The sequence below is a fragment of the Phycisphaerales bacterium genome, assembly GCA_020852515.1.
Classification (GTDB): Bacteria; Planctomycetota; Phycisphaerae; order Phycisphaerales; family UBA5793; genus UBA5793.
This window is the reverse complement of the sequence record JADZAS010000016.1, coordinates 93,826-116,369: the sequence shown is the minus strand read 5'-3', so window position 1 is coordinate 116,369 and position 22,544 is coordinate 93,826. Positions and strand designations below refer to the sequence as shown.

At 65.6% G+C, this 22,544-nt stretch carries 18 protein-coding genes and 2 tRNA genes; 13 read left to right on the top strand and 7 right to left on the bottom strand.

Features of this window, described 5'->3' with window-relative positions:
- Positions 1 to 56: 56 nt before the first annotated feature.
- Entirely contained in the window at positions 57 to 725 is a 669-nt protein-coding gene (locus tag IT430_12300; GenBank protein ID MCC6908716.1) for a hypothetical protein, read from the top strand.
- Here IT430_12300 and hscA read toward each other — a convergent pair.
- The 3 genes from hscA to IT430_12285 are packed head-to-tail and all read right to left on the bottom strand — an operon-like array spanning position 705 to position 3,698.
- Positions 705 to 2,576 (bottom strand): Fe-S protein assembly chaperone HscA, encoded by a 1,872-nt coding sequence (gene hscA / locus IT430_12295; protein ID MCC6908715.1) that lies wholly within the window; start codon positions 2,574 to 2,576, stop codon positions 705 to 707. The genes IT430_12300 and hscA overlap by 21 nt on opposite strands.
- 27 nt (positions 2,577 to 2,603) lie before the next feature.
- Positions 2,604 to 3,125, bottom strand: coding sequence for a hypothetical protein (locus IT430_12290; protein ID MCC6908714.1), 522 nt, complete (start codon positions 3,123 to 3,125; stop codon positions 2,604 to 2,606).
- Positions 3,126 to 3,170: 45 nt separating this feature from the next.
- A complete protein-coding gene (locus IT430_12285; protein ID MCC6908713.1) occupies positions 3,171 to 3,698 on the bottom strand; it encodes a PH domain-containing protein in 528 nt (175 codons plus the stop codon).
- A 228-nt stretch (positions 3,699 to 3,926) separates the two neighbouring features.
- On the opposite strand from IT430_12285, the gene IT430_12280 reads away from it, so the two are divergent.
- Positions 3,927 to 4,295: a hypothetical protein gene (locus IT430_12280; GenBank protein MCC6908712.1), complete on the top strand. Its 369-nt coding sequence runs from the start codon at positions 3,927 to 3,929 to the stop codon at positions 4,293 to 4,295.
- Between the two features lie 80 nt (positions 4,296 to 4,375).
- Here IT430_12280 and IT430_12275 read toward each other — a convergent pair whose 3' ends face one another.
- Complete coding sequence (locus IT430_12275) at positions 4,376 to 4,864, bottom strand: SRPBCC domain-containing protein (GenBank protein MCC6908711.1); 489 nt, start codon at positions 4,862 to 4,864, stop codon at positions 4,376 to 4,378.
- Positions 4,865 to 4,911: 47 nt separating this feature from the next.
- Entirely contained in the window at positions 4,912 to 6,063 is a 1,152-nt protein-coding gene (locus IT430_12270; protein ID MCC6908710.1) for a hypothetical protein, read from the bottom strand.
- A gap of 345 nt (positions 6,064 to 6,408) precedes the next feature.
- Here IT430_12270 and IT430_12265 point away from each other — a divergent pair, with 345 nt between their 5' ends.
- The 10 genes from IT430_12265 to IT430_12220 all read left to right on the top strand — a co-directional run bounded on the left by IT430_12265 (position 6,409) and on the right by IT430_12220 (position 20,434).
- Positions 6,409 to 6,882 (top strand): hypothetical protein, encoded by a 474-nt coding sequence (locus tag IT430_12265; GenBank protein ID MCC6908709.1) that lies wholly within the window; start codon positions 6,409 to 6,411, stop codon positions 6,880 to 6,882.
- 124 nt (positions 6,883 to 7,006) lie between these two features.
- Complete coding sequence (locus IT430_12260) at positions 7,007 to 9,154, top strand: M1 family metallopeptidase (protein MCC6908708.1); 2,148 nt, start codon at positions 7,007 to 7,009, stop codon at positions 9,152 to 9,154.
- A gap of 87 nt (positions 9,155 to 9,241) precedes the next feature.
- Complete coding sequence (locus IT430_12255) at positions 9,242 to 12,946, top strand: PD40 domain-containing protein (protein MCC6908707.1); 3,705 nt, start codon at positions 9,242 to 9,244, stop codon at positions 12,944 to 12,946.
- Positions 12,947 to 13,133: 187 nt separating this feature from the next.
- Positions 13,134 to 14,099, top strand: coding sequence for a selenide, water dikinase SelD (selD, locus tag IT430_12250; GenBank protein ID MCC6908706.1), 966 nt, complete (start codon positions 13,134 to 13,136; stop codon positions 14,097 to 14,099).
- A gap of 19 nt (positions 14,100 to 14,118) precedes the next feature.
- Positions 14,119 to 16,095, top strand: coding sequence for a selenocysteine-specific translation elongation factor (gene selB, locus IT430_12245; protein ID MCC6908705.1), 1,977 nt, complete (start codon positions 14,119 to 14,121; stop codon positions 16,093 to 16,095).
- An 18-nt stretch (positions 16,096 to 16,113) separates the two neighbouring features.
- Entirely contained in the window at positions 16,114 to 17,556 is a 1,443-nt protein-coding gene (locus IT430_12240) for an L-seryl-tRNA(Sec) selenium transferase (GenBank protein MCC6908704.1), read from the top strand.
- A 71-nt stretch (positions 17,557 to 17,627) separates the two neighbouring features.
- Positions 17,628 to 17,724 (top strand) — tRNA-Sec (locus IT430_12235).
- A gap of 34 nt (positions 17,725 to 17,758) precedes the next feature.
- Positions 17,759 to 18,838 carry a hypothetical protein gene (locus tag IT430_12230; protein MCC6908703.1) on the top strand — a complete coding sequence of 360 codons (1,080 nt, stop codon included), beginning with the start codon at positions 17,759 to 17,761 and terminating at the stop codon, positions 18,836 to 18,838.
- 168 nt (positions 18,839 to 19,006) lie between these two features.
- Positions 19,007 to 19,231 carry a hypothetical protein gene (locus IT430_12225; protein MCC6908702.1) on the top strand — a complete coding sequence of 75 codons (225 nt, stop codon included), beginning with the start codon at positions 19,007 to 19,009 and terminating at the stop codon, positions 19,229 to 19,231.
- 120 nt (positions 19,232 to 19,351) lie between these two features.
- The gene (locus tag IT430_12220; GenBank protein ID MCC6908701.1) at positions 19,352 to 20,434 is read left to right on the top strand and encodes a tetratricopeptide repeat protein; all 1,083 of its coding nucleotides are present in this window, start codon (positions 19,352 to 19,354) and stop codon (positions 20,432 to 20,434) included.
- Between the two features lie 52 nt (positions 20,435 to 20,486).
- On the opposite strand, the gene IT430_12215 is transcribed toward IT430_12220, so the two are convergent.
- Positions 20,487 to 20,559: transfer RNA gene (locus IT430_12215), tRNA-Thr, on the bottom strand.
- Between the two features lie 89 nt (positions 20,560 to 20,648).
- The gene (locus IT430_12210; protein ID MCC6908700.1) at positions 20,649 to 21,608 is read right to left on the bottom strand and encodes a hypothetical protein; all 960 of its coding nucleotides are present in this window, start codon (positions 21,606 to 21,608) and stop codon (positions 20,649 to 20,651) included.
- Between the two features lie 108 nt (positions 21,609 to 21,716).
- On the opposite strand from IT430_12210, the gene IT430_12205 reads away from it, so the two are divergent.
- Positions 21,717 to 22,541, top strand: a complete 825-nt coding sequence (locus tag IT430_12205) for a sulfite exporter TauE/SafE family protein (protein MCC6908699.1) — start codon at positions 21,717 to 21,719, stop codon at positions 22,539 to 22,541.
- Positions 22,542 to 22,544: the final 3 nt, after the last annotated feature.

The window sequence follows — 22,544 nt, the reverse complement described above, 5'->3', positions numbered from 1 at the left end:
GTGAGTATAAACGGCCAGGTTCGTGCGTGAAGTCAGGAGATCGAGTATGATCGGAAATGGCAGAAAAGCAAGGCGATTGCTCCGTCGGCGGCAACCTGCCGAGGTGGGTCGAACACTTGCGGCTTCTGGCCGCACCTGTCGTCAGCGGCGTCGATCTTCTTGCTCAGTGGCAGGCGGCAACCGGACATCCGCACTCCTCTGCCGCCGCATTCCTGGCGTGGCGGCTGGCGTCGCGGCGTCGCGGCCCGCAGCCGGGGCTTGCCGAGGCCGTCGCCAGAGAGCGCCTGCAGCCGGCCCGAGATGATGCCGCACTGTGGTGGGGGCTGCTGGATGAAGCGGCCGGGCTCATTGACCGCTGGATCGACCTCGCAGGCAGCGGGCCGCTCTTTCGCCAGGATCTCTACCAGACCATCGAGGTCTGGACCGAAACCGAGCTCTCCGCTCTGCACGCGCTCTGGCACGCCGCCCGCCGATCACGACCGGAACTTGCATCCCGCGTCTCCAGCGCCGTGTCCTGGCATCTGCAGCACACCCAGCCCGACAACGCGACCAACCGCCCCTGGGCGGCACATGTGTTTCTGCTGCACGGCAGCGCAGAGTCGAGGCACTTTGCTGAGACGCTCGTGAGCAACTGCATCGTGCTCAACGGCCGGCCCGACCCGCTCAGCGCGCAGATCCTGCTCGACGCAGCCGAGGCGCTCGAGTCAACCCTCATCGCGCAGTGACCGGGCGATGCTCAGTTCGTGCAGCCGCACCGACGCCCGGTCCAGTTCTTCCTTGGCCGCGTGGAAGGCGTCGGCGTTCACCGACTGCGGTTCGAGTTCACTGTCATCCACGAATCGTTGCAGGGTCGCGATGCGGGCGTCCAGTTCGCGCCGGTAATCCGCCGGGATCTCGCTCTCCACTCGCTTGATGGCATCGCAGATCCACTTGAGATCGAGCGCCGCATTGACGCGCAAGTCGATGATGCGGTGCAGTTTCATGTCGCTGCGCGCGTGGGAAATCGAGTCGCGCTCGATGCGATCGACCTCCTGAGCCGTCAGGCCGTGGTTGGCAACGATCTGCACGGCCGCCCGCTTGCCGCTGCGCCGCTCGACGGCGGTCACATCGAGAATGCCATTTACGTCGATATGGAACGAGACTTCGAGTTGCGGGATGCCGGCCGGCATCGGCGGAATGCCGCGCAGGTGAAACTCACCCAGCGAACGACAATCGCTCACAAGTTCGCGCTCGCCTTGCAGGACGTGGATCTTGATCGAGGTCTGTCCATCGACGGAGGTACTGAAGCGCTCGGTCGCCTGGCACGGCACGGTGCTGTTGCGCATGATGAGCTTCGCCATGGCGCCGCCCATCGTTTCAATCCCCAGGCTCAGCGGGATCACATCCAGAAGAAGCGCCGACTGATGTGCGCCGCTGAGTATCGCGGCCTGCACCGCCGCGCCCAGCGCGACGACCTGGTCCGGATCGATCGCCGTGTACGGGTTGCTCTCGAAAAAGGCCCCGACGCGCTGGCGCACGAGCGGGATGCGCGTCGAGCCGCCGACCATCACGACGCGGTCGATGTCACCCGGGGCGAGTCTGGCGTCGCGCAGGGCACGCCGACACGCCTCGATCGTCCGCTCAACCCAGGGCGTGATCATCGCCTCGAACTCGTCACGTGAGATGGTGCGCTCGTACGTGCGGCCGTCGCCGAGATCGATCTGGATCGGGGCGGAATCCTCGCTGCTCAGTCGGATCTTGGTCGCTTCCGCAAAGCGCCGCAGCGCCTGGCGGGTCGATGGCGGGAACTCGAGCGCCACGCCGTGCTGATCGCGGATCTCGCGCTGCACGAGTTCGACGATAAGGCGGTCGACGTCGTCGCCGCCAAGATGCGTGTCGCCCGCGGTCGATCGGACCTGGAAGAACGCGCTGTCGATCGAGGCGTCGGCGCCGCTGGGCGGGATGATCTGGAGAATGGAGATGTCAAACGTCCCGCCGCCAAGGTCGTATACGGCGATGGTTTCGGGTTCGCCCGAGCGGCCGATGCCGTAGGCCAGGGCCGCAGCGGTCGGTTCGTTGATGATCCGCGCAACATCAAGCCCCGCGAACCGACCGGCATCGCGCGTCGCCTGCCGCTGCGCGTCGTCGAAGTACGCCGGAACGGTAATCACCGCCTTCGCGACCGGACGCTGCAGGGCCGTCTGGGCAATCTCGCGCAGTCTCGCGAGAATGGCGGCGCTGATCTCCTGCGGGCTCAGCAGGCGATCGTGCACTCGAACGCGCGCGGCGGCGCCTTCGCCGGCAGTAACTTCATAGCTGAGATAGTCGAGATCGCCGCGCACCTGATCGATCGTCTGCCCCATGAGCCGCTTGACGCTGTGCACCGTCTGCCGCGGAAACTCCACGGCATGGTCGCGCGCTTCGCGGCCGATGGTCATTTGCCCGTCGGCGTCAATCCGCACGATCGACGGGAGCAGCGCCTGGCCGGCTCCATCGAGCAGAACGCGCGGCCCGCGATCCCCGCAGAAGGCGACGAGGCTGTTCGTCGTGCCGAGATCGATGCCGACGATGAGTTCCGGATCGGTGGACTGATTCATTGCTGAATCGTAGGGGCGAACGCGCCGTCAGCGCAGAAGCGCCAGTTCCTGCAGGCGGCGTCGTATCATCTCCGCTGGCGCCGGGAACTGGCCGCCTTCGGAGTTGAAGCGCGCCGCGTGTTCGTCTCCCGAATCGCGCACCCACAGCAGCATGGCCGGGCCGGTCTCAAGCGGCTCCTCATGCAGCCACTGCGTCGGCGCGATTGACTGCGACTGCGCCGCCATCGCGATGGTCTGCCGCGCAAGATTGAGCAGTTCCGTCATCTGGGCCGATGAGAGCCGCCTCGCCTGGCCGGGATAGGCATTGAGCGCGCCGGCCGGACCGCGAGCGGCGCGCAGCGTGCCGTCGGCGTGGAGGATGTAGTGCTGCGCCACGTCGCTGCGGCCCGCGCCGCTCTGCGGCAGGACCGCCAGGTCGAGGCTGAAATCATCCGGCGTGCCCGCGCGAGGGGCGGAAGTCGCGCACCCCGTGCACAGCGCGCATAAGCCGAGCGCTGCGCTCAACAGCATCGCCAGCAGGGTCCGGTCGGCGCGAGGCGTCATGGTCATGCGACAGTGTATCCTGCACGGAGCGCCAGAGGCGCGGCGGAAGCGTCACATCGGGCGGTAGAGGTCGATGGTCTTCTTGACCTGCATCGGCCGGGGCACGGAGTGCGCGACGATCTCGACGCCATCCTGGCCCGAACTCGATATTCCGATAGTGCCGACGTTGAAGATGCGGTTGAGAAACGACTGCTCCACCTGCACGTTTCGCACATGGTCGTGCATGACTTCGGTCGTGCTCTTGCTGAAGAAGCCGGTGCGAAGGACGGTGCGCTTGTTGGTGATGTAGAGCCGGTTGCCGAGATTGCGGAACCAGAGGATGAGCGTGCCGATGCCAAGCGTGAAGATCATCAGGAACGGATGGGCCCGCCAGTTCGCCGGCGCCAGGACCATCACTTCCTTTTCTGGACCGCTGTCCGGGGGCAGGCCGGCAGCCTGAGCCCGATCGCCCGGCCTCGTCGCCGGCGCGCCAGGCATGAGGTTGACATCGCCGCAGTCCGGGCACTCCACCCGCCGCCCGGCGTGCGAATCCGGGAATTCGAGCGTTCTGTTGCATTTGTCGCAGTGTTTGGTGATCATGGCGCTTCCTGCCGACGGCGAAACGGGCCGTCGGAGTTGTTCGGGAATCAGGTTACGCCCTTGCAGGCGTCCGGGCCAAGGTGCGGCGCCGGTTGATTCTGCATTGTCCAGTCGGCCCGCCAAACGCGAGTAGTGGGCAGGACAGGCGAGCAGTCGCAGCCGAGGTACGACCGACTCCCGGTCGCGGAACCGCGAGCAACGCCCGCCCCGCAGCAAAAGGAGTGAGTCATGAAGAATGTGAAGATGTCTCCCACCGCGTTGTTCGCCATGGTGTGCGCCCTGACGCTTTCTCTGACCGGCGCGGCTCAGGCCGCAGCCGTCATCAGCTGGGGTCACGGCGCCGACCGCAACACCGTCTACTTCCAGTTCAGCACCGACGTTGCGCCCGACGCTTATCGCGCGCTGGTGCGCCAGCCGGGCGTCGGCATCGTGGCCGCCACGCCGGTCCGCCACGTGCACTACGCAAGCAGCGGGTTCGCAGACAGCGTCGGCGGGCTCAACCCCGGCACCAGCTATGTCCTCATCCTGCGGATCCGCTGGGTTCACGGCGGCCCGTGGACGACGGCACGGACTCAATCGTTCATGACAGCGCCGTAGCCATGCTTGCCAACCCGGGGCGACAGTGACCCGCCTCGGTCAATCCGCACGACCCGCCGAACACCACGCTCGGCGGGTCGTCATTGCGCGCCGTCGTGACGGACGCCGCACTCGATGAACCGCTTGAGCCCGTCGCGGAAGAGGCAGTTCCAGCCTTCCTGCAGGCTGGCCAGGTTCGACTGGCTGATGTGGCCGAAATGAGAATCGGTCACCTTCAGCACGCTGCCCTGGCCGCGCGACTCCACGGCGAACTTGAGGTGGCTGCACGCAGGCCCTCCCCAATCGGGTGCCAGGTGGCCGACAAGGTAGACGACGCGCTCCGCCGGGCGAATCCAGTGCACCGTGCACCAGAGCAGGCTTCCTGCGCCCTCCAGCTCCTCGACCAGGCCGCCGCCGGCTCGCGCTTCGAACTGGACCACCGATCCAGGCCCGATCATGTGGAAGTCCGGCAGCCACCATGCGTTGATGTCTTTGAAGATGGCGCGCCAGACGCGATCGGGAGGCCCGGCAATCTCCACTTCAAGTTCATAGCCGGCGACGCTCGCCTCGTGCTGGCCAGACTCGGACATGATTGCTCCTTGCGCGTGCGGACGGAGCAAAGCGTATCAGCGGCCAGCTACGAACTCGACTCGTCGGAGGGCGTTGAGTCCGAATCGCTCTCGGCCGGGAAACAGCAGTGGGCAATGCTGACGGTGGCCGCTTCGAGTCCGGAGTGGCCGTAATCCTCGCCGTAGTAGGTCACGAGGGATTGCGCCTTGTCAGCGAACCACTGCCTGCTCCGCTTGTTGCCGTTCTCGTCGGCGTAGAAGGTCAGGATCTGGTCCGCGTGCTGGGCAAGCTTTTTCGAGATCGGCCCCGCGGCGCCCCATTCGTAAACGCACGGGTTCAGCGCCTCATTGAGGTGATCGGAGATGAAAACGCGAAAGAAGTTGGAGTCCGGCCGCACGTGTGTGTTCAGGCTCCAGTAATCGCCGATGCGGACGAGCATCGGGGGCTGCTCTTCACCCTCAAGAATAACGGGTTCGGTGAGGTTGAGGTAGAACTTGAGACCCAGGTAGTTGGCGGCCAGGTCGCCGTTGGAGAATACTCCGGTGGCGAAGAAGCCGATCGTTGCGGCTTCCGAAATCGGGCCGCGCGAATAGTTGGACACGACGCGCCGCAGCGCCTCGTCCCGATTGACTCCGCCGTCGCACAGCGCGATAAAATCGCGGTGGTAGATGTGGCCGAGATCATGAAAGTGTCCGATTTTGTCGGTGCCGATGTAGTGATCGAATACCCGAATCGTCGATGACGGCAGCGACAGCGGAATGCGCCGAGGATCGAAAGGCAGGTGAACCGACGAGTAGATCCACTTCGATGTTTTGTACGCGGTCATTTTGCGGCCGAAGTGTGATTTGGCCTGCTGCGACCGAAGCGCACCCTCGATCTCGATCATCTCGAAAAAACCTGGGCCGAACGCCGCCCGGACGTGGTTCGCCGCGGCGAGCGGCGACTGGAGCTGCCGCAGAATCGCCTCGCGCGTCTCAGCATCGGGGCCGCGCTTGGTGTCGCGGATGCGCACGTTGGTGCGCGTGACGAAGTCGTCGAGCACGCGGTAGTGGACGTTCGAGAGGTAGGCGCCGACGTCGGCCATCTCGCGGTCGATGGGGAGCAGAAACTGGTCTGTTTCGTTCGCTCGGCTGGTCGGGCTGGTCAGCAGCGCGGCGATGCCGACGAGTAGAATGACAAGGGTCCAACTCCGACGATCGAAACTCGTTGCGGCGCCCATGGAATCGAGCCTCCGGCAAGACAAGGTGCAATCCAATGACCGATCGATTGGTCCGTGAATAGGATACATGCCGTCGATTCATTCGACCAGTACTTTTGAATTGATTGGACGCATGCCGTGACAGACTCATCACCGTCCACTTTCACGCAACGCATTCGATTCCACTCCGTTTTCGGCTTTCGGCGTTCTGTCGCTGCGCCGATCGCGGCAATGCTGCTCGGGTCCGCCGGTGCATTAAGTTGCGCTCATTCACCCTATCGCGAGTCGCTGCGCGAGATGAACGCGGATTCACAAGTGCGTCTGGCTGCGCGAATTAGCGAGGTCGCAGGCCAATACGAAGCGGCCATGGTGCAATTTGAATCGACGGGCACATTGCTGGGCGAAATGGCCGCCGCCGGAGAGCCGCGGGAGTGGGACGTGTACCGCTGTCGCGATGCCGTCCAGTTGTGCCAGTGGTGGACATTCAATCTCAAGCGCTGCGACGAGGCGCTCAAGGATCTCGCGCCGGCGGGCGCCGGTGAGCCGTCCTTCGCACTTTCGGGCGATGGCTCCGAGTCCACCGCGGGCGCCGCGCTTGGTGAGCTGGTCGCAGAGTTTGAGCGCGTGCAGCAGATGATGGAGTCGGTCAGCGGGCAGTACGCGGCCGCCATCGCCGCGATGGAGGGCCCGCCGGCCGATCCATCTGCAGGCGCTGCGGAACTTCCCGATCTGGACCCCTTGCGTGAGGTGATTGCGGCCGCGGTCGAGCGAGCCAACGCGCTGAGCAGCGCCGCGGACCCCGGCCGAGGTGGCGACGCACGCGGCTCCGCGAAACCCTGAGCCGCTCACGCGGTAGGATTCGGTTGCCGCTGGCGGCGGGCTGGCGCTTGGCGCGCCTAGTCCGGCGGCGTGGTGGGTCTGCGCGCGTCTATACTGGAAACTTCACATCCAGGTGGGAGTTCACATGCGCAAGTTCTTCATGTGTGGTGCGTTTCTCGTCGCGGTTCAGGCTTCGCTGCTGCCGGGCGGTTGTGCCGGCAAGGCCACGCCCGAGGCGGCGGGCGGCGCGGGAACAAATCCTGCTGCGGCAGAGCCTCAATCCGCTGCGGCGTCACCTCAATCTGCGCAGCCGCCGGCCCAGCCCCAGCCCGCCCAGCCGCCGCAGCGCGTGGTCGATCCGCAGGCGCAGGGCGAACAGGCGGCGGCGCCGGCCCCTGCCGAGGAGTCCCGGCGGCGCGACAGCCGTTTCCGCGAGCGCGGCACGCGCGATCAGGGCACCATCTTCAGTCCGCTTGATCTTCCCACCCCGACCACCATCCGCCTCGGCTCGGGCGCGCCGGGTCCGGATTACTGGCAGCAGCAGGTGGACTACGTCATGAACGCCTCGCTCGACGCGGACACCAACGAAGTATCCGGCGAAGCGACGATCACCTACACGAACAATTCGCCAAGTCCTCTCGACTACATCTGGCTCCACCTCGAGCAGAACATCTTCCGTGAGGACAGCATCGGCTCGTACATCTCGCGCAACACCGCCATCGGCGTGACGGAGGCGTTCGGCGACGGTTACACGATCAAGTCCCTTCGCTCCGGCGGCTATGACCTCGAGTACCACGTGTACGACACGATGGCTCGAATCGACCTGGCCGAGCCGATCGCCCCGGGGGGTTCGACGTATACATTCCAGATCGCGTGGTCGTTCGTCATTCCCGACCGCGCGTTCCGCCGCTTCGGCATCGAAAAAGTCGAGCAGGGTACGGTGTACCAAGTCGCCCAGTGGTTCCCGGCGGTGGCGGTTTACGATGACGTGGACGGGTGGAACACGCTGGGCTATCTCGGCACCGGTGAGTTCTACACCAACTTCGGCAACTACGACGTGCGCCTCACCGTGCCGCGCAGCCACATCGTGGCCGCCACGGGGGTGCTCCAGAACCCCGGGGACGTGTTCACGCCAACGCAACTCGAGCGCCTCGAATCAGCCCGGCACAGCGATGACACGGTCGTGATCCGCACGGCCGAAGAAGTTGCCGATCCGGCGAGCCGGCCCGAGGGAGAGGGGCCGCTCACCTGGCATTTCAAAGCGGAGAGCGTCCGCACCTTCGCGTGGACGAGTTCGGACGCGTTCATCTACGACGCGTGCAACCTCGACGGCACACAGGTTCAGTCCGTCTATCCCAAGGAAGCGCTGCCTCTGTGGTCCAAGAGCACTCAGATGCTGCGAACTGCGATCAAAGGCTACAACCAGCGCTGGTACAAATATCCATACCCAGTGGCGACCAACGTGAACGGCATCGAAGGCGGCATGGAGTATCCCATGATCATCTTCTGCCGCGCGCGGCGCGGCGAGCCGGGGCTTTACGGCGTAACGACGCATGAAATCGGGCACAACTGGTTCCCAATGACCGTGAACACCGACGAGCGCCGCTATGCCTGGATGGATGAAGGCTTCAACTCGTTCATCAACCACTACTCCGGCCCCGACTGGTTCGGCGGCGAGCCGAGCGGGCGCGGCGGGGGCGGGCGGAACTACGGCCGGACCATGCGCAGCCGGGGCACGGTCCCCATCATGACTCATGCCGACCAACTCCCCGGTAACCAGCTCGGCTTCACGCAATACGACAAGCCCGCGACGGGTCTCGTCCTGCTGCGCGAGCAGATCCTCGGACCCGAACGATTCGATCGCGCTTTCCGCGCGTACATCGATCGATGGGCGTTCAAGTCGCCCCAGCCGGCTGACTTCTTCCGCACGATCGAAGACGTGGCGGGGGCCGACCTCGCGTGGTTCTGGCGCGGCTGGTTCTACGAGACGGCCTATCTCGACCAGGCGGTCTACGAAGTCAAGCAGGAGCTGCGCGACGACGAGGAATTCAACATCTCCATCGAGATCGACAATCTCGCCGAACTTGTCATGCCCGTCGTTCTTGAAATCACCTATGAAGACGGCACGACCGAGCAGAAACGAATTCCGGTGGAAGTGTGGTTCAGTTCCGATCGGTACTCATACGGCTGGCAGTCGCCGCAGCGCATCACCAAGGTCGTCATCGATCCGGAAGATGCGTTCCCCGATGCCGAGCGCGACAACAACACGTGGGAGGCCGGAGCCCGGTCATAATGGATGGCGCCCAGTCGGCGAGGACCGCCGGCGGCGCGCTGCGGCGGCATGGTGACGTTTACTACTGAAAAAAGGGAATGGTGACGAATGGTGCGAACGATTCGCGTGGCGGCACTCGCGTTGATTCTGGCGGCTGCTGAGTTCTCCTCGGCGCAGGTCGATCCGAACGCCGGAATGCTCCGGTATCCGGCCGTCAGCAAGGACCGGATCGTCTTCGTCTACGCGAACGATCTCTGGACCGTGAGCCGCGCCGGCGGTACGGCCGCGCCGCTGGCGAGCCCGCCGGGAGTCGAAGTCACGCCGCGCTTCTCGCCCGATGGCGCGACGATCGCGTTCGTAGGCAATTACGAAGGTCGGCGCGACGTATACACCATTCCCGTGCAGGGCGGTGTTCCCTATCGCGTCACCTACCACCACGGCTCGATGAATCTCAACGGCTGGACCGCGGACGGGCGCATCGTTTATGCGAGCAACTTCCTGGCCGGCCAGCGCCGAGCTGCGCAGATCTTCACGATCGACGCTGAGGGAGGCCAGCCACAGCGCCTGCCCGTGCCCTACGGCGACGATGCGGCGATCAGCGCCGACGGCACGTGGCTCGCTTACACGCCGTACAACACCAACAACCGAACCTGGAAGCGCTACGCCGGCGGCTGGGCCTCGGATATCTGGCTGTTCAACCTCAAGGACCACACGTCGAAGCGAGCCACCGACTGGCAGGGCAGCGACACGCTTCCCATGTGGCACGGCGACAAGGTCTACTTCCTCTCTGACGCCGGGCCGGAGCATCGCCTCAACATCTGGGTCTACGACACGAAGAGCGGCAAGCGAGAGCAGGTCACGACTTATTCCGAATGGGATGTGAAGTGGCCGTCCATCGGTCCCGGCGACCGCGGCCAGGGCGAGATCGTCTATCAGAACGGCGCGAGCCTGTATCTGCTGGATCTGCGCACAAAGGCGCCGCGCGAGGTGAAGGTCACGATCCCCGGCGATCGGCCGAAACTGATGGACCAGGACGTGGACGCCTCGGACTTCATCTCCTCGTGGTCTATCTCGCCCAGCGCCAAGCGCGTCGGGGTCGAAGCGCGCGGCGATCTCTGGACGCTGCCGGCCAAGGACGGTTCGCCTCGAAACCTGACGAGAACCAGCGGCGTGGCCGAGCGGTCGGCGTCGTGGAGTCCCGACGGGCAGTGGATTGCCTATTTCAGCGACGCCACCGGCGAATACGAACTCTACATCACCCAGTCAGACGGCCGCGGCGAGACGAAACAACTCACCAGCGACAACGGCCCGTTCAAAACCAGCCCGCAGTGGTCGCCCGACTCCAAACACATCGTCTTTGCCGACAAGACGAGCACGCTCTGGCTGCACACGATCGAATCCGGCGAAACCAGGAAGATCGATCACGATCCGTGGGGCAACGGCGGCAGCGGGGTGTCGTGGTCGCACGACAGCAGGTGGTTCGCCTACGTCAAGAGCCACGATGATCCCAACAACGGCAGCACCGCCATCTGGGTCTACAACATGGAGACCGGCGAGCCGCGTCAACTCACCAGCGGCTACTTCGCCGACGGAAGCCCGACGTTCGACCGCAAGGGCGACTGGTTCTTCTTTGTGTCAAGCCGCTCGATCGGCAGTCCGCAGTATTCCGACCTGGACACGACCTGGATCTACTCAGGAAGCCAGGTGCTCGTCGCCGTGCCGCTTCGCGAGGATGTGAAGAGCCCTTGGCTGCCCAAGAGCGATGAGGAGAAGTGGAGCAAAGACGAGAAGAAGAAGGACGAGGAAGAAAAGGCGGAGGAAAAGAAGGACGAGCAGGACGGCGAGAAGAAGGACGGCGACGAGAAACCCGCGGCGGTCGACGACGGCATCACAGGCACCTGGGAAGGCGTAGTGCATGTCGAGCAAGTCGAAGGCGGCATGAAAGTCTCGCTCACGCTCGCACTCGGCGCAGACGGTTCGGTGACGGGCACGGCGACCTCGCCGATGGCGACGTTTGCCATCAGCGGCACGTACGACGCCGCCGGCAAGCGCCTGACGCTCTCTGGCTCGACGCCCGACATGGGCACCATCAACCTGGATCTCAAGGTCGAAGGCGACACGATGACCGGCTTGGCGACCTCTGACGATAATTCCGTCGAGATCACGCTGCAGCGAACGAGCAAAGGACCTGCCGGGGACACGAAAGAAGACGATGGCGCCAAGAAGAAGGAGGAATCCAAGCCGGTCGAGATCGCTTTCGACGGCTTTGAGCGCCGGGCGATTCAGATTCCCGTTCCGCCTGGCCGCTTCGGCCAACTCGCCGTCAACGACAAGAACCAGTTGCTCTTCGTTCGCTTTAAGACGCCCGGTTCGTCGGCGACGGACGGCATCAAACTCTTCGACTTTGAAGACGAGAAAAAGCAGGAGCAGTCGGTCGCGGCGGGGGCGACCAACTTCGACATCACGCCCGACGGCAAGAAGATCCTCACCGCGCGCGGCGACTCGGCGTCCATCCAGAACGCCGCTGCGGGCGCCAGCGGCGAAAACGTGCCCACCGGCGGCATGCAGGCCTCCATCGACCCGCGCACCGAATGGAAACAGCTCGTGCTCGACGCCTGGCGCATCCAGCGAGACTACTTCTACGTGGAGAATATGCACGGCGTGGACTGGCCGAAGATCCGCGATCACTACCTCGCCATGGTGGATGACGCCGCCAGCCGCGAGGATGTGAGTTTCATCATCAGCGAGATGATCTCCGAACTGAACATCGGCCACGCGTACTACTTTGGCGGCGACACCGAGAGCGAGCCGACATCCAGCGTCGGCGTTCTCGGCTGCGACTTCGAACTCGACGAAGCGGCCGGCGCCTATCGCATCTCGAGAATCATCGAAGCGGGTCCATGGGATCTCGACGGCCGCGGCCCGCTCAGCCAGCCGGGAATTGATGTGAAAGAAGGCGATTACCTGCTGGAGGTGAACGGCGTGCCCGTTGACCCGACGCAGGATCCTTACGCCGCATTCCAGGGCCTTGCCGGCCGGACGATCACCATCACCGTCAGCGCCAAACCGCAGCGCGATGAAGAGGCTCGCGATGTGGTCATCGAGCCCGTCGGCGACGACGGCGCTTTGCGCTATCGCGCCTGGGTCGAGGCCAACCGGAAGTACGTCGAAGAGAAGACCGGCGGCCGCGTCGGCTACATCCACGTGCCCGACACTGGCGTCAATGGCCAGAACGAACTCGTGCGCCAGTTCTACCCGCAGATCGGCAAGGAAGCGCTCATCATCGACGAACGCTGGAACGGCGGCGGGCAGATTCCCACTCGCTTCATCGAACTGCTCAACCGGCCCGTGACCAACTACTGGGCGACGCGCGATACGATCGACTGGAAGTGGCCGCCTGATGCGCAGCACGGCCCCAAGTGCATGCTCATCAACGGGCCTTCCGGCTCCGGCGGCGACATGTTCCCGTGGCTGTTCCGCTACAACAGCCTCGGGCCGCTCATCGGCACGCGCACCTGGGGCGGTCTCGTGGGCATCTCGGGCAACCCAGGCCTCATCGACGGTGGCTACACGTCCGTTCCAACCTTCGGCTTCTACACCAAAGACGGCAAGTGGGATGTCGAAGGCCACGGCGTCGATCCCGACTACGAAGTCATCGACGATCCCGCCCTCATGGTGAACGGCGGCGATCCCCAACTCGACAAGGCCATTGAACTCATGCTCAAGGCCGCCGACACCAACGGCTTCAAGCGGCCGCAGCGACCGATCGATCCGGACCGCTCGGGCATCGGCCCCGGCCCGGACGGGCGCTGAGCCGATCTGAGATTGAAATCCCCCGCAGAGGCGCCCGCGGCCTCTGCGGTTCGTTTTCTGGAGGTATGATCCTGCCACGAAGGGAGGCGCGATGGATCATCCCAGCGGGCGCATGAAGCGATTGCTCGACTACGCCAACTGCGCGGGTTGAGCCGGCAAACTCTCGGCTCAGGCCGTTGCACAGGTTGTGCAAGGATTACCCCGGTTCCAGGATCCAAACCTGCTCATCGGCGCTGAACATTTCAGCGACGCGGGTGTGTATCGCCTCGCCGACGATTTGGCCATCGTGCAGACGACCGATTTCTTCCCGCCGGTAGTGAATGATCCGTTCGTCTACGGCCAGATCGCCGCCGCCAACGCGCTCAGCGACGTCTACGCGATGGGAGCCCAGCCGCGCACAGCGCTGAACATCGTCGGCTTTCCGGACAAAGACCTCGATCTCTCGATCCTCAACGAAATCCTGCGCGGCGGCGCCGAGCGCGTCATCGCCGCCGGTGCGGTGATCGTCGGCGGCCATTCCGTGCGAGACAGCGAGATCAAGTATGGCCTGGCGGTGACGGGCACTGTGGATCCCAAGCGACTGCTGACCAATGAGCGAGCCCGAGCCGGCGACCTGCTCGTACTCACCAAGGGACTCGGTGTCGGATTCATCACCACCGCCAATCGGGGCGATCGCTGCCCGCCTGAAACGCTGCAGGCGGCATGCGCCAGCATGGTGGCGCTCAACGCGACGGCATCGCAGGCGGCCGTCGACCTCGGCGCCAGCGCCGCGACGGACATCACCGGCTACGGCCTTGCGGGGCACGCATGCGAGATGGCCGAGGCGAGCAACGTCACCATCGAATTGAGCCTGCAGCGCCTGCCGCTGCTTCCCGGCGCCGTTGAACTGGCCACGGCGGCAAACTTCACTCGCGCCGTCGCGGGCAATCGCGAGTTCACGATCGAGCGCACCGAGACAGCCGCCGGCGCCGCTGAATGCGACCTGCTGCCGTTCATGTACGACCCGCAGACGTCGGGCGGGCTGCTCGTCGCCGTGCCGCCGGGAGCGGCGGGCGAGTTCGTGCAGCGCTGCCGGGCCGGCGGCGCGGGCATGGCAACGGTGGTGGGGCGGGTGCTGCCTCCGAGCGGCAAGCGGCTGCGTATCACGCCGTGAGGCTCGTACAGTTGTCCGCATGCGGCAACTCATCCTCGGCACCGCCGGACACATCGACCACGGCAAGACAGCTCTTGTCGCCGCCTTGACGGGTGTCGATACCGACCGCCTGCCCGAGGAGAAGCAGCGGGGCATCACGATCGACATCGGCTTTGCCCACCTCGAAGTCGGCGATGTCCAGTTCGGCATCGTCGATGTGCCCGGGCACGAGCGCTTCATCAGGAACATGCTCGCCGGCGCCGCGGGGGTGGATCTGGCGATGCTCGTCATCGCCGCCGATGACTCGATCATGCCGCAGACGCGCGAACACCTGGCGATTCTGCAACTTCTGCAGATACCCGCGGGACTGATCGTGCTGACCAAATGTGATCTCGTCGAGCCGGACTGGCTCGATCTCGTTGAAGATGAGGCTCGCTCTCTGGTGCGCGATACCTTTCTCGACGGCGCGCCGATCGTGCGGACTTCGGCGGCGACCGGCGCGGGCATTGACGAACTCAAGCAGACCCTCGCCCGACTGGCGAGTGAGAACGAGCACACCATTCTCGAGGCAGTCGCCTCTGGCCACTTCCGCCTGCCCGTGGATCGCTCGTTCGTCCTCGGCGGGCTGGGCACCGTGGTCACCGGCACGGTCTGGTCCGGCGCGATTTCGGCCGGCGATGAGGTGGAGTGGCTCCCCCTCGGCCGGCGCGTGCGCCTGCGCGGGTTGCAGTCGCACGGGCGGTCGGTCGAGCGAGTGCAGGCGGGGCAGCGCGCTGCGATGAATCTCATCGGCGTGCATCACAGCGAGATCATGCGCGGCCACGAACTAGCGTCACCTGGGCTGCTCCGGTCCTCACGCCGCATCACGGCGCACCTTCGAGTGCTTGCCGAGAGCCCGCTGCCGGTGCGCCATCGCGCTCGCCTTCGCGTGCACCTGGGCACGCAGGAGGTGCTTGCCGGGGTGCGCCTGCTCGAGGGAACGAGCCTCGAGCCCGGCGAATCAGGCATCGTGCAACTGATCTCCTCTCAGCCTTTCATCGCGCGCGGGCGCCAACCGCTCATCATCCGCGCCGAGTCGCCGCTGGTGACGCTTGGTGGCGGAATCGTGCTGCAATGCGCGCCGGATCGGCTCTCCCGTCGCGACGCGGCCGCAGCCGATCGCGCCAGCGCATTGCTTTCGCCGGATGAACTTTCGCGCGCGGATGGAGCCATCCGGTTCTTCGGCGCCAGGCCATGGAGCGCGGAAGACCTGGCGTGCGAACTCGACGTTGAGGTTCAATTGGCGGAGCGCCTCGTCGAGCAGCTTGTCGCGCAAAAGCGCGTGATCGAACTGGCCACAGGCGCCAGGCGTGCTGCGCTGATGCACGTCGATCTGTGCAACGAGATCGAGGCGCGCCTCCTGGAATCGCTCCGCCGCCTGCATGCGGAGAATCCCATCGAGCCGACCGTGCCCCGCCAGCGGCTCGCGCAGGGCGTTCGCTACCTCGATGGTGATCTGCTCGCGGGCCTGCTCGCCCGCCTGGTCCGATCCGGCAAGATCGTCGGCGGCGAGACGGGCGTGGCGCTGCGCGATCACGCAGGAAGGTTGACCGCGGCGCAGGAGGCCGCCCGCGAACGCATGGTGCAGCGCTTTGAGAAGACCGCTTTTCAGCCCCCCGATCCCGCCGAACTGGCTGGCGAATTCGGCTTGTCCGGCGAGCAGATGCGGCAGCTGCTCGCGCTATGTGTTCATCGCCGGCATCTCGTGCACCTTGGCGGCGGGCTGTACCTCCACCAGAAGTGGGATGAGCAATTGCGACACAGAATCGGCGAATCGCTGGGCGGCGGCGCGGGCCTGACCGTGGCCGAGATACGCGATCTGCTCGACACGACGCGCAAGTACGCGCTGCCCATCTGCGAATACCTCGATCGCCTGGGCTTGACACGCCGGCGCGGCGATCTGCGCACCGCCGGGCCGGCAGCGAACGCGGGCGCAACAATTGAGTCCAGTCAGGTGGCCGCGCCGCCCGCCGATTGAGCGGCAAGGGAGATGTTCATGACCGAGCAAACGACACGTCCCGCACCGCCTGCATCGGAGTCCGGCGCTGCGGCGCTGCGCACCATCCCTTCCATCCATGAACTGGTCGAATCGCTGGTGGCGGACGGCTGGGCTCGGCGCGTGCCCCGGGCGATCATCGTCGAAGTGGCCCGCGACGTCGTCGACCGCTTTCGCGCGTCCGTTTCGGCAAGTCAGTCCACTCTCGATGAGCGGATCGTGGCCCAGCGGCTGGTTCACGAAGTCTCGCGCGCGCTCGAGCGCGAGGAGCGTCTGCCGCTGCGGCGGGCGATCAACGCCACCGGAATCCTGCTCCACACCGGCCTCGGCCGGGCGCCGCTGGCCGAGGCGGCTGTCGATGCGCTCGCGGATGTGGCGGGAGGTTACGCGCCCGTCGAACTCGAACTCGAGTCCGGTGAGCGCGGCAGACGCCGCCACGTCGTCGAGCGCCTGCTGCAGCGCCTCACCGGCTGCGAGGCCGCCGTCGTCGTCAACAACAACGCGGGCGCGCTGCTGCTCACGCTGGCCACGCTCGCCAGGGGCCGGCGCGTCATTGTCTCGCGCGGCGAACTGATCGAGATCGGCGGCTCGTTTCGCCTGCCCGAGGTCATCGAAGCCGGCGGGGCAACGCTGCGCGAAGTGGGTACGACCAACAAGACCCGGCCCGCTGACTATGAAGGCGCCATCGACGACACCGCCGCCGCGATCCTCAAGGCGCACACCTCAAACTACCGCATCGAGGGCTTCACCGCTTCCGTCGAAGTCGAAGAACTCGTCGCGATCGGACGGTCGCGCGGCGTGGCGGTGATCCACGACATCGGCTCAGGAGTGCTCTCGCCCCGGCACGCAGCGCTGCTTCCGGCCCACGAACCCGATGCGCAGACGTCGATCGCAGCTGGTGCCGACGTAGTGCTCTTCAGCGGCGACAAACTCCTCGGCGGGCCGCAGTGCGGCATCATCATCGGCCGAAAGAGCATCATCGACCGCATCGACGGCAATCCGCTCATGCGCGCTCTGCGCGTGGACAAACTCACCCTTGCGGCGCTGGGCGCCACGCTGCAGATTCACCAGGACCTGGAGCGCGCTCGTCGCGAGATCCCCGTCCTGCGGTTGCTGGAGATCTCGACCGACCACCTGCGGTCGCGCGCGGGCGTGCTCGTGGAGCAGTTGAGCGCCGTCGACGGCGTCGCGGATGTGCAGGTGGAGCCGTCGCAGGCGTTTCTGGGGGGAGGCTCGATGCCCGCCCACGCCATCGAGAGCATCGCGGTGCACCTTCGCGCGGAGGAACTCAGCCCTCGTGAAATCGCAGCGAGGTTACGCCTGGGTGAGCCGGCCGTAGTGGCGCGAGTTCAGTCGGATGCTCTGATCTGTGATTTGCGATCGATGTTCGATGACGACGACGAGCGGTTCATTGAGGCGGTGCGAAGCGCACTGGGCGGATGACGCGGTGGCCTGTACGCATCGCGGCACCTAGTCTCATCGGCCGGCGCTTCCTGGTCGCCGGCGCTGTTAATGGGAGTGTCAGCACGCCTGGTGGCGGTCACGGGCTTCAAACCCGTTGTGGTGTCTGGAAATCAGGCTCCAGGTGGGTTCGATTCCCATCCACTCCCGTTCAAGGTCGGCGTCCTGGACGGTAGAACACGCCATGCAACGATTCGCCATCGCCACGGCCATCGCTTGTGCCATCATCGCGCTTGCGGGCTGCAGCGTGCGGACGAGTGACGCCCGAAGCTCGCGTCTGCTCGATGCGACGTGGCCCATCTTCGACACCGGCACGACCGCGTCACTGCGCGGGGTCTGTGGTGTTGACCGTCGCATCGCCTGGGCCAGCGGGAGCGCCGGAACGGTCCTGCGAACCGTCGATGGCGGAAGCCGCTGGCAAACGGTCAGTGTGCCCGATGCCGAATCGCTCGACTTTCGATGCATTCACGCGTTCGACGCGCAGGCGGCCGTGGTGCTTAGCAGCGGCTCTCCGGCCCGCCTGTACAGGACGACCGATGGCGGGCGGCAGTGGACTCTTGTCTACGAGGACACGCGGCCTGAGATCTTCTTCGACGCCCTCCAGTTCGATCAGGCAGGGTTCGGCATCGCGTTCGGCGATCCGATCGACGGCCAGATCCAGTTGATCACGTCGAGCGATTTCGGCTCGACGTGGCTGCGGCGCGATGTGTACACCTCGCCGGCCGTGGCCCCGGGTGAGGCGGGATTTGCGGCGTCGAACAGCGCGATGGCGTTGGCGGCCGATCGCATCCTCATCGGCCTCGGCGGCGAGAGTCCGACGAGGCGGGCTCGCGTTGCGCGTGCCGATCGCTATGGACGGCAGTGGGAGATCATCGAGACGCCGCTTGCCGCGTCGAAGTCGGCGGGCATCTTCTCGATCGCGTTCGTGGATGCGAACACGGCGGTGGCGGTCGGCGGCGACTACCTCCAGCCCGAGTACGCCCAGAGTCACTGGGCCGTCAGCGAAGACGGCGGGCGCACGTGGCGCCAGCCTGAGCACACCGGCCCGCGCGGCTACTCCAGTTGCATCGCCGCGTTTCCGGCGCTTGGGCCGGACGTTCTGCTGGCGGTGGGCCCCTACGGACTGGACATCTCTGCCGACGGGGGCCGGCGCTGGGTCGGCGCCGACGACACGCCCTGGCACGCGCTGGACACCACTCCCGACGGAAACGCCGTCTGGATGGCCGGCGCGGACGGCCGCGTCGGCGTCTATCGGGTACCGTAGGGCGCAAGCGAGCACGAACCGGACGGGAGAAAGTCGATGACTCGCATCAATACCATTTGCCGGCACGCAATCAGTCTCCCCCGACAATCGCGCGATGTGATTCTCCGGTCCGGGGCCGACTCGCTTGGGGTTGGACGAGCACCACAAACGCGGAAGGTGAGTGTGGACATGTTCCGAATGCCGAGCAACCGGGCGGCGGTTCTGGGCGCCTTCCTCCTTGCGGCATCGGCGATGCCCGCGCACTCCGCGCTCGACGTCGATGATGAAGTTCGCATCGAGGTCGGTCGAGCGTTTCCGTTGATCTCCCTGCCGTTGCTCAAGGACTCCAGCCCCGCCTCGATCGCCGACTTCCACGGCGAAAAAGTCATCTTGCACATCTTCGCATCGTGGTGACAGGGCTGCCGACAACAGGTGCCCGTGTGGTACGAGAGAACCAAGCCGCTCGAGACAGCAGGCCAAATCAGAACCGTCGGGCTGATCCAGGAGCAGCATCCGGAACGTTGCCGGCTGTTCATGCAGTGGAAGCAGATGGATTTCCCGGTGCTGGTCGATTCGCTTAACCTGCTCGACGTGAGTGCCGTGCCGATCACGATGCTCATTGATGAGACTGGCGTGATCAAGGCGATTCGTCCTGATGAGAAGCAGCTGGCTGCGTTCGTTGCGGAGCCGGCGATCCAGGTATCCGGTCCAATGCCTGCGCCTGCAGCGCAGGATGAACTCGACGTGGCGAATCGGCTGCTGCTTTTGGGTGATGCAGATGATCGCGATCGCGCCATTCACACGTACGAGCAGCGGTGCGGCGACGTGCCCGACGACGCGCGAGCGCACTTTCGGCTCGGCGTGGCACTTCGCCGGCGCTTCGACGATCCGGCGGCGCGGCAGCCGGGCGACTTTGCCAGATCAGTCGAACATTGGCGGCGCGCACTGGCGCTGAAGCCGAACCAGTACATCTGGCGCCGGCGAATTCAGCAGTACGGCCCGCGACTCGACAAGCCCTATCCATTCTACGACTGGGTCGAATCAGCCCAGCGCGACATCCGTGCGCGCGGCGAGGAGCCAGTGGCCCTTGCGGTCGATCTCTCCGGCGCCGAGATCGCCCGGCCGCAGCGCGCCACGGACGCCCGAGATGCATTGAGCCAGGTCGAAGCGCTCGAGCCAGACCCGGACGGGAAGATCGATCGCGACCAGCAGCACCTGTTGGGCATCGAGCCCGTGTTGGTTCCCGATACGGGCAGGGCGAAGCGCGCGGTGCGCGTGCACGTGCTGTTCACTCCCTCTGCAGTCGCCGGGGCGAAGTGGAATGATGAAGCCGGGCCATCGGTGGTCTGGATCGATCCGCCCGACGGCTGGTCGGTGGAGCATCGCCTGCTCACGCTGGCGCCGCCGACCACGGCCGGCGGATCAGGCGATAGCGCGATACGGACGATCGAGTTCGAGGCGACGCGCAATGAGGCAATCGAGAGTGCAGAAGGCAATCACCGCGCCAACGGCACGACGGTCCACGGCTATGCGCTCTACAACATCTGCTTTGGCCCCGACGGTGCGTGCACATACGTTCGTCAGGACTTCGCGATCGCGATCGAGTCAGGCGAGTGACGTGCCGGGCGCCCCGGCGTCGCCGATAGGCCGGCTGCACGTGGAGAGAAAAAGCCACCGGTGGGACTCGAACCCGCGACCTGCTCATTACGAATGAGCCGCTCTACCAACTGAGCTACGGTGGCAAACGACGGCCCAATTCATAGGACCATCGACGCGTCGCGGCAACGGTGGCTGAGGCTCGCGGAACCCAATTCCGCATCCCGCCCGAGGCTCAGCGCGGCTCCACCACCGCCATGCGGCGGAACTCCTCCCGGCTCTCCGCGTCGATTTCGCCGCTGCGCACGGTGGTCGCGTTCACCGTCGCCACCGTCAGTGCCTCGCGGAAGGCGCCGGCCCAGTCGCCCGTGCGTCGCCATTCGTGCAGCAACCCGGCGACGAAGCTCTCGCCGCAGCCGACCGTATTGATGACCAGCCCCGGGTGGATGCCTACGTGACCGGTCCAGGCCTGACTCGGCGTGAAGAAGGCAGCTCCTTCGGCCCCCACGGTGACCGCCGCCATCGCGCCGTGCCGCCCGAGGAACTGCGCCATTTCGAGCGCTTCATCGCGCGACACGACGGGGTGACCGGCGATCTGACCGGCGGTGGTGCGGTTCATCCGGATCATCCACACCGGAAGATCGCGCGTGACTTCGAGCGATTCGCCGGCCGTGTCGAGCAGCACGCGGGCGCCGGCGTCGATCGAGCGCTTCACCATGTCGCGAAAAACATCCGGGCTGAGACCCGGCGGGATCGAGCCGCAGAAGCACACGATCGCGTCATCGCGGGCCATCAGGCCGATCTTGCCCTGCATGCGCTCCAGGTCCTTCAGGCTGATCTGAAAACCCTCTTCGCGCACGTAGGTGGAGCGGTCGTTGATCGGATCGACAATCGTCACGTTCTCGCGCGTCGGCTGGTTGACGCGCAGCATCTGCGGCACGGCGCGACCTGCGGCGGGCGCGCTCAGAAAGGCGTCGAAGAGTTCAAGTTCGCGATCGCCGACAAAACCGGTGGCGATGCTGCGCGTGCCCAGCCGCGCCAGCACGCGAGAGAGGCGAATGCCCTTGCCCGCTGGGTAGACGTCGATGCGGCGACCCATCATGTGCCGCCCGGCCTCGAAGTTGGGCACTTCGATCAGTCGGTCGATGGCCGGGTTGAGCGTGACGGTGACGATTTCAGTGGCGGAGGCGAACATCGCGCGACAAGTGTACGGGGCCCATCGGTCCAATTGCGAGAGCCGCCGCTATGATGGGGTCGTGCCCCATGCCCTTCCAAGCCCTTGTAACCGCTCGGTGTCCATGCCGTGAGTCTGCCTGAACTGCTCATTGCCTCGGCGCTGGGCCTGCTGGGCGGTTGCGTGGGAGGGATGCTGGGCCTGGGCGGCGGCATCGTCATCATTCCCGCGCTGACGCTGATCCGCGGGCCGGACCAGCACCTCTACCAGGCTGCGTTGATGATCATCTACGTCGTCGTCGCGCTGGCGGCGCTGCGGCGTCACCTGCGGGCCCGCGCGGTGCGAGCGGACGTGCTCAAGGGGCTCGTACCCGCGTCGGTGATCACCATTCTCATCGGCGTCTGGCTGAGCAATCAGTTCGGCGAATACACCCTTCGACGCATCTTCGCGATCTTTCTCGTCTACGTCATCGCCATGGATGCAGCGCGGCTCCGCACGGAGTGGATCGGGCGCCATGACCGAAAGGCCGCCGCGGCCGGTGTGCCCGGATCGCCCCGCACGCCGGTGCCCCTGGGCCGCAGCGGATTCGTCGGTGCGGCAATGGGGCTGGTTGGAGGGTGGATCGGCGTGGGAGGGGGCACCATCGCGGTGCCGCTCCAGCAATCGATCTGCAAAGTGACGCTGCGCGAAGCCATCGGGACCTCGACGGCGGTCATCCTCATCACGGGACTGATCGGAGCCGTGGCCAAGAACGCCACGCTGGTTGCCGCCACGCATGGAGAGCGGACCGTCACTGACTCGCTGCTGTTGGCCGCCTCGCTGGCGCCGGGCGCGATCGTCGGCGGCTTGATCGGCTCACACTTGGCGCACCGCCTGCCGTTGTTCTGGGTCCGCCTGGCGTTCATCTGCCTGCTGACGCTTTCGGCACTCAAAATGAGCGGGCTGCTCGATTGAACC